Below are 7449 nucleotides of genomic sequence, written 5' to 3'. Positions count from 1 at the left end.
AAAGCTGAACGCCCAAGGCGACCGGGGTGTCGGTCAGGCGATGCTTGCAGCGGCTGTCCGGAAGTCCAAACAGGGCTGAGGAAGTTGCCCCATCGCATTGTGACCTTTGCTAGGCTTTGTCCGCGGCAATTATTGATTGACCGGTCCCCAGCCTCGGTCAGGAGATTTGAGGTGGCGGATCAAAGGCGGGAGCAGCGACAATGTCGGTTCCTTAGAGGCTCTTGGCCTGTCCGGCCGGTTAGACATCTACTCCGCACGTGTGGCTTTTGCATAGGACTTCTCCCTAAAAGTCGTGCGTCCCTCGGACCGGTGGACCTGCCGCGGTGAAGGCCGACGGCCAGCTTTCCGCCTAAAAGGGCGAGGCCTTGACCTCGCTCCACGAACCGTCCGCCAGCGGCGTCGTCCACAGCCCATTCGCCCAGGCGATCACCTTCTCGTCGCCTTGGGCTGTAGCTCTTGCCTTTAGGCGAGTCGCTTCGGCATCCACGCTATGCATTGTTCGAGGCGTGCTAGACGAGCCTTCTGCGACCGAAGCTCGTGACCAACGTTTTGCAACTTGGATTTGCCTTTCGACGCTGCCGCATTGATCAGTTCGCATTCAAGCCAAGCGATTCGATCCCGCATCTGCTGAGCTTCAGCCTGCCGTATATCTCTGATCCAACCTGGGCCACGCATATTGCTCACCATCCATGCAGCATGGGTAGCATCTGAAAACTAACGTCGGCCGAGTTGAAAAACTCGAATTTTAACATTTGCTAAAATTCGCCCCTCTGTCGGCAACTTGCTCGCCGTCTCGCCCTCGGACGGCGGCATTTTTGCTTCCTTGCCCTTCGCGTCCCGAATAATCTTAATGGACTTGGTAACGGCTTGTTCAGCGCCAATGTCTAAAGAAATAACGCCAATGCCTAAAGAAACAAAGAAACAATATGACACCGCGCACCAAGCGTATTCTGGCCAAATCCCTAGTCGTGACGATAATTGCAATCGTCGCCACCTTCGGTCTGTCGTTTACGGCAAGAATCGCCTTGCAGATGCCGATCGACTGGCTGAGTTGGCTGGAATGTACATTCATTCCCATTCTCATTGGGATGCCGGTCAGCGCCTTCATCTTCACCCAGGCGGAAACGATCCAGGAAACGTGTGACAAGTTGGAGAAGTCCCATGCAGCCCTGAAAGAGACGCATGGCAGGCTCACCTTCGTCACCAGTCATGACCCCATGACGGGACTCCTTAGTCGCGGTGAATTCATGGCAAGGATGGACAGAAGCCGCGATGAAGGCGAGTGCGACACCCTTCTCCTTATCGATCCTGATCACTTCTCTTCAATCAATGATAAGCACGGACACGCCAAGGGTGACGAGGCTCTGGTCCGGATTGCGAAGGCGCTCGTCTATACGACGCGCCCGGGGGACTCGATCGGTCGCCTTGGCGGGGAAGAGTTTGGGGTGTTGTTGCGCGACGTCCCTAAAGGGCAGGCAAATACCATTGCGGAGAACATCCGCCGTTATATCGAGGGGATTCCGTGGGGGAAAGGGCAACAAGACGGCGTGAAAGTGACGGTCAGCATCGGTGGTGCGGAAATCCCGCACGATGCAGATACTCAGGATGTCCTTCGCACTGCCGCACGATGCCTTCTTGAAGCGAAACAACGTGGGCGGAACCGCGTTTCGTTCGACTATGAAGCAGCCAGGTTGCGAGTTGTGGCACCGTAGCGCATCCCGCTTGGAGACAGACTGATGGAAAAAGCACTCGGCGGTCTGGGATAGTTCCTTAGGCGCGGCAGTGGCCATTGCGATGTTCGCTCCGGGTTCTCTACCATAAAGACATGGAACCTCACGCTGGACGGTACGTGAGGAGATACAGCCGCCGATCAAACCGGGCCTTGCAATTTTCTCATTCTTGCTTGCGCCTAACTCCAAAGTTTCGGCTATGAATCGGGACTGGCCTAACGGCCTATGAGCGTCGCTTGCGCACAGCCAGTCTTTGTCCCGTATAGCCGGTAGACGCGGCTGATACTCGATGCCTCGCCCTCGCGCCTGAGCCGAATGAACAGCCGCCCATAGCCGAAGCGCCTGCACTCGTTGCAAGGTTGCGTAGTGGGTACACTAGGCCGAGCTTGCGTAGAGACGAGCGACGCTTGCCCCACTTCCATCTACCTGCAGTGGACAAAAAGATGGTCGATATCACGGACGACTGGACGGAAGATGATCTATTGGGCCTCATAGTCCTCGTCAGGAGTCTCTGACCAGCAGCGTCAATCAAGCTGGGTTAACTGGACATGACGCGAGTTAGAGCTCCGGACCTTCGAGCCACCCTTGCGTGTTGCTTGTAGGGCGGCATACATTGCAATCACGCTCCTAGCGTCGCTCGTCAGGCGAAGCGGACAAGATGCGGCCGAAAGAACTCAATAACAGCGCCTAACTCGACTTGGCTGAAAAAGCAGTAACATCAAGTTTCATCCTCTCGCGCGCTGGCAACGATGAGACAGCAACGCAGGTCCTGGCAGGTTTGTGGGGCGCTAAGGCATTCAGATACACCGCGTTGACGCGGTCATAGTCTGCCATGTCTGTCAGGTAGACAACGACTTTGACGATATCATCAGGGCGACAGTCGCACGCCTTCAGTATGGCCATGACGTTTGCAAGGGACTGCTTTGTTTGCTCGACTATATCGTCGGAGACAACTTCCCTTGTCCGAGGATCCATGCCCCCCATGCCGGAAACGAACACCCAAGGTCCTACGACCGCTGCATGCGAGAACGGACCATCGGGGGCATCCGGTGTTGTAACAAATCTTGTCATGCTGCTTCCGAGCTCTCTTGAACTTCGGCATGCTATCTGGCTCCAATGAAATGTGAACCGGGAATTCAGCACTTCAGTGTTGCCGAAATTGTAACACCAACCCCAACCATGCAGATCTAATACGCATGACAGTGTCGCCGGGGAACTTTGATGTGAAGCCGCCGAGGATAGCGATAATCGGCTACGGGTCGATAGGCCGGGCTGTGATTGACATCGCCCACCATGCGCTTCCCGCAGACACAGCATACGCCGCATTGACCAGGACTCCTCAAAAACTGAAAGACATTAGGCGGCTAGAAGCGCTTTCGACCTTGGATGATCTCGTCGCCTTTGGCCCTGACATCGTGGTCGAGGCTGCAGGCCATGGGGCGCTCGAAGCATATGCTCCCGCTATTCTGGCCAATGGCATATCGCTGATCACAGCGTCGGTAGGGGCGTTGGCGCAGCGGGATCTTTTCGAGCGTCTTTCGCTTTTGGCAAGTTTGCATTCTGCGAAGCTCGTCATCCCATCGGGTGCGATAGGGGCGCTGGATTATATCTCCGCGGTTGCGCTCATCCCAGGCACGAGGATCGACTACAAGAGCAGCAAGCCCATCGCCGCTTGGTCCAACGAGTTAAAAGCCATGGGCATTGAGGCGGGAACGCAGATTAGTCCCTTCGAGATCTTCGCCGGCGATGCGATCGAGGCAGGCCAGACCCATAAAAACAACGCCAATGTCGCGGTCGCGCTCGCGCTGTCATCCGGTACGCTTGATGTGCCGCTGGCCAGGTTGGTCGCCGACCCGCAACTCACCCTGAACACCCATGAAATCACCGTCACGGGTCCAGCAGGCAACATGCACATCAGGATTGAAAATCGCCCGATGGATGACAACCCAAAAACCTCTTACGTTACCAGCGCAAGCATCGTGGCGGCGATCAAAAACCTGCTCGCCCCAATCCGGTTTGGCTGATTTGACCAATGGGCGACAGCATCAGACGGCTTTGAAAGTGAATTCGCCGGCCGCTGGTTCGCCAGAACATTCCCATATATACACTCTGAAATGCTCGATCAGTCACTTAGGTGCTTTACCGAGGTCATCAATGCCAAGTCAATCAGGCTGGCGGCTGACCGGATACACATCGCTCCGAGCGCCATCAGCCGACGAATAGCCTTGCTCGAGCATACACTTGGCACGCCACTCATAGTCCGGACGACCAAAGGCGTCTCACCAACCGAGCAGGGTCGGCTTCTGTTTGAATATGCAACGCGTGCATTGCTCGATGAAGAGCGGTTCCTCAAGGAAATCGACGATGTTGGGGCGCTTCGCCTCGGGAAGGTTTCGATTGTCGCCGTAGAAGCGACCATAGGGCGCATATTGCCACAGGCGATACAAGCGTTCCGAACCCGGTTCCCTGGAATCAGAATTGCCGTTCATATCGTTGGGGCTCACGAAGTGACCGAAGCTCTAATCCACAGCAACGTGGACATCGGGGTGACCCTCAATCCGGCGCAAAAGAGTGAGATCCTGCTGCGAATGCGGTGGCCCCAGCCATTGCGAGCGGTCATGCGGCCTGATCATCCTTTTGCCGGGCGTCAAAGAATGTCGATCGCCGAGCTGCTCCGCCACCCTTACGCTCTCCCCGACCGCAGCTTCGGAATACGGGTCTTGATCGAGAGGGAAGCGGTGCGTCAGTCGATCGATCTCAATCCTACAATTGAAGCCAATTCGCTTCAGCTCCTCAAGCGGGCTGTCGAAGAGAGTGATCTTGTGACTGTCCTACCACCCGAGGCAATGCGGCTGGAAATCGAGGCCGGTACGCTTGTGGCCGTCGAACTGGTCGAGCCGCCGTTGAACAAGGCGGAGATCTGCGTTTTGACAGCCCGCGGCCGGCCGTTGACCCGCGCTGCCGGCGAGATGTTGAAATGCATCAAGGCGATGATTGCCGACGTCATCATAAAGTAAGCCGCTGCTCCGGCGTCGTGTTCTAATTTCGGCATCACTAGGTTCGCCTAATTGAGCACGCCAGCCCATCGCGGTTCTGACATCGTCGGGTGATCGACAGCCTCCTGGTAGCTAAATCAAGGACACCTCGTGAACAATATCAATTCCGAAACAATCTGGTCACCGTTCGATGGCTCTCCGGTCGGCCTGATGCCAATCGCTGACGAAAAAGACGTTGAGGCAGCCACTGTGGCCTCGATCGAGGCCTTCGGCGTGATGAAGGCGTTACCACGCTTTGTCAGAGCCGACATCCTTGATCGCGCTGCCCAAATTATAAAGAGGCGCCGCGCCGAATTCGCGTCAACCATAGCAAGCGAGGCTGGAAAGCCATTGTTTGACGCGCGCGGCGAAGTTTCGAGAGCCATCTTCAATTTAACCAATGCGGCGGCGGAAGCTCGCCGGTTCGTGGGTGAAGAGGTACCCCTCGATGTCGATGGCGGCGTCCATGAATATCAAGTCACAGGAACCGATGGACATCGAATTGAGATCGAAAAGGCGCAACTGCAGGAATTAAAGGCAAGCAGACAACGTGTCGGCATCGCACGGCGATTTCCAATTGGACCGATCCTTGCGATTGCGCCGTTCAATTTTCCGCTCAATCTCGTCCTTCACAAGGTCGCGCCAGCCATCGCGGTGGGAAATAGCGTCGTTCTCAAGCCGGCGCCGCAAACGCCGCTGACCTCGGCCTTGCTCCTGCAGGTGTTCGAGGAAGCCGGGTTACCGCAAGGGGCCCTGCAGGTTGTACATTGCTCGGTCGCCTTGGCTGAGAAGATGGTTCGAGACGACCGTTTCGCTATGGTCACCTTCACCGGTTCAGCCAAGGTTGGCTGGCACATCAAGTCAATCTCCGGACGAAAGAAGGTGGCTCTTGAGCTCGGAGGGAACGGAGCCGTCATTGTTTGTGACGACGCCGACGTCGACCTTGCCGTTGCTCGATGCGCGCGCGGAGGTCTCGTCTACGCCGGTCAGTATTGCATCGGTGTTCAACGGATCCTGGTCGCCCGCGAGATCTATGACGTCTTCTGCGAGAAACTGATTGCAAAAGTGAAATCCTTCAACGTGGGCGATCCGCTTGTCGAAGGTGTGGATGTGGGGCCGGTCATCAATGAGGAAGCAGCGAAAAGGATCTCCGCCTGGACGGAAGAGGCGCTCTCTACCGGCGCAAAACTGCTTTGCGGAGGAACCCGCAGCGGAACTTTAGTTCAACCGACATTGCTCAGCAATACGACCCCTTCAATGAAGGTGGAGTGCGAGGAAGTGTTCGGACCCGTCATGACAGTCAACCCGTTCGACAACTTCGACGACGCGCTCAATCGGGCAGCATCCGGAAACTATGGCCTGCAGGGCGGGCTATTCACAAACAACCTTCGACGTGCGTTCCAGTCGATCGAAGAGTGGGATGTTGGCGGCTTGATCGTGAATGACGTTCCTATCTTCCGCATTGACAATATGCCGTTTGGAGGTTGGAAGCAGTCGGGTCTGGGTCGGGAGGGAACACGCTATGCCATGGAAGAAATGACCGCGATCAAGCATCTGGTCCTCAACTATTCTTAGGGCCATTGCCAGATGTTTAGTCCCGATTCAGTCGTCAGCTTTAAAAACGTAAGCAAAACGTATGATGGAAAGACGTTTGTTGTCAGGAATCTCAACCTTGAGCTGAAGAAGGGTGAATTCCTGACCCTTCTCGGCCCGTCAGGATCGGGTAAGACAACCACACTGATGCTTATTGCAGGTTTCGAGCATCCCACGACGGGCCTCATTCAAATGGGCGGCAAAGTTATCAATGACCTGCCGCCCTCGCGACGAAACATAGGGATAGTTTTCCAGAATTACGCGCTTTTTCCGCACATGACGATAGCGGAAAACGTGGCATTCCCATTACAGGTGCGCCGGGTTTCCAAACCCGAGATACAGGAACGGGTCTCGGCGGCCCTGGTGAAAGTTCAATTGACCGGGTTTGCCGAACGCAAACCTTCGCAACTTTCAGGGGGACAACAGCAACGCGTGGCCTTGGCGCGAGCTCTGGTTTTCAACCCCTCACTGGTGCTCATGGACGAGCCTCTGGGTGCCCTCGACCGCAGGTTGCGGGAGGTGATGCAGTTGGAAATCCGCTCCTTGCACGCCGCTTTAGGCACGACCTTCGTCTACGTGACCCATGATCAGTCCGAGGCGTTGACCATGTCCGATCGCATCGCAGTCTTCCATGAAGGGGCCGTACAGCAACTCGCGACCCCAACCGACATATACGAGAACCCCCGCAATGGTTTTGTTGCGCGCTTCGTGGGCGAGAGCAATCAATTCCCCGCCATCCTGCGTGGGACCGAAGACGGTTGCGCGATTGTCGAAACGCCTGACGGCGTTCTCAAAGGTCGCCATTTCCTCGCCGACGAAGCAGGAGGCGACCAGGTTCTCGTCTCGATAAGACCCGAAAACATCAGTTTCGACGGCAATGCGGGTGACGACAATTGCATCGGTGCCAAGGTCATCGACCGCATTTTTCACGGAGACCACGTTCAGCTCAGCCTCGAAACCGCAAGTGGAATCAAGTTCGTCGGCAGAAGCAGTGCCGAATTAGGGCTGCAACAAGACGATGATGTTGTGGTTCGAATAAGGAAGGAGAAGTGCATCATTTTTTCCCAAAAGTAAAGTGCAGTAAAATAACA

At 55.8% G+C, this 7449-nt stretch carries 6 protein-coding genes and 1 pseudogene; 5 read left to right on the top strand and 2 right to left on the bottom strand.

Features of this window, described 5'->3' with window-relative positions; translation table 11 throughout:
- Positions 1 to 926 precede the first annotated feature (926 nt).
- On the top strand, positions 927 to 1712 hold the full coding sequence (locus tag DH08_RS32025; RefSeq protein WP_192183224.1) for a GGDEF domain-containing protein: 786 nt from the start codon (positions 927 to 929) through the stop codon (positions 1710 to 1712).
- 244 nt (positions 1713 to 1956) lie between these two features.
- Here the strand turns inward: DH08_RS32025 and DH08_RS37550 are convergent.
- Positions 1957 to 2080: pseudogene (locus DH08_RS37550) on the bottom strand (IS3 family transposase); the annotation flags it as partial.
- 337 nt (positions 2081 to 2417) lie between these two features.
- On the bottom strand, positions 2418 to 2801 hold the full coding sequence (locus DH08_RS32020) for a RidA family protein (RefSeq protein WP_192183223.1): 384 nt from the start codon (positions 2799 to 2801) through the stop codon (positions 2418 to 2420).
- Positions 2802 to 2926: 125 nt separating this feature from the next.
- Here DH08_RS32020 and DH08_RS32015 point away from each other — a divergent pair, with 125 nt between their 5' ends.
- The 4 genes from DH08_RS32015 (at position 2927) to DH08_RS32000 (ending at position 7432) form a co-directional block, all read left to right on the top strand.
- Positions 2927 to 3754, top strand: coding sequence for an aspartate dehydrogenase domain-containing protein (locus DH08_RS32015; RefSeq protein WP_246801131.1), 828 nt, complete (start codon positions 2927 to 2929; stop codon positions 3752 to 3754).
- A gap of 90 nt (positions 3755 to 3844) precedes the next feature.
- Entirely contained in the window at positions 3845 to 4747 is a 903-nt protein-coding gene (locus tag DH08_RS32010) for a LysR family transcriptional regulator (RefSeq protein ID WP_192183221.1), read from the top strand.
- Between the two features lie 129 nt (positions 4748 to 4876).
- Positions 4877 to 6340, top strand: coding sequence for an aldehyde dehydrogenase family protein (locus DH08_RS32005; protein ID WP_345892478.1), 1464 nt, complete (start codon positions 4877 to 4879; stop codon positions 6338 to 6340).
- A 12-nt stretch (positions 6341 to 6352) separates the two neighbouring features.
- Complete coding sequence (locus DH08_RS32000; protein WP_192183220.1) at positions 6353 to 7432, top strand: ABC transporter ATP-binding protein; 1080 nt, start codon at positions 6353 to 6355, stop codon at positions 7430 to 7432.
- Positions 7433 to 7449 lie beyond the last annotated feature (17 nt).

The sequence above is a fragment of the Mesorhizobium amorphae genome (assembly GCF_014843845.1).
In the GTDB taxonomy this organism is placed as follows: Bacteria; Pseudomonadota; Alphaproteobacteria; order Rhizobiales; family Rhizobiaceae; genus Mesorhizobium; species Mesorhizobium amorphae_A.
This window is presented reverse-complemented; position numbering and strand designations above follow the sequence as displayed.

Bases quoted from the DNA above. Each gene is read 5' to 3' on its own strand.
- DH08_RS32025 (WP_192183224.1), top strand. From the start codon at position 927: ATGACACCGCGCACCAAGCGTATTCTGGCCAAATCCCTAGTCGTGACG.
- DH08_RS32015 (WP_246801131.1), top strand. From the start codon at position 2,927: ATGACAGTGTCGCCGGGGAACTTTGATGTGAAGCCGCCGAGGATAGCG.
- DH08_RS32020 (WP_192183223.1), bottom strand. From the start codon at position 2,801: ATGACAAGATTTGTTACAACACCGGATGCCCCCGATGGTCCGTTCTCG.
- DH08_RS32000 (WP_192183220.1), top strand. From the start codon at position 6,353: ATGTTTAGTCCCGATTCAGTCGTCAGCTTTAAAAACGTAAGCAAAACG.
- DH08_RS32010 (WP_192183221.1), top strand. From the start codon at position 3,845: ATGCTCGATCAGTCACTTAGGTGCTTTACCGAGGTCATCAATGCCAAG.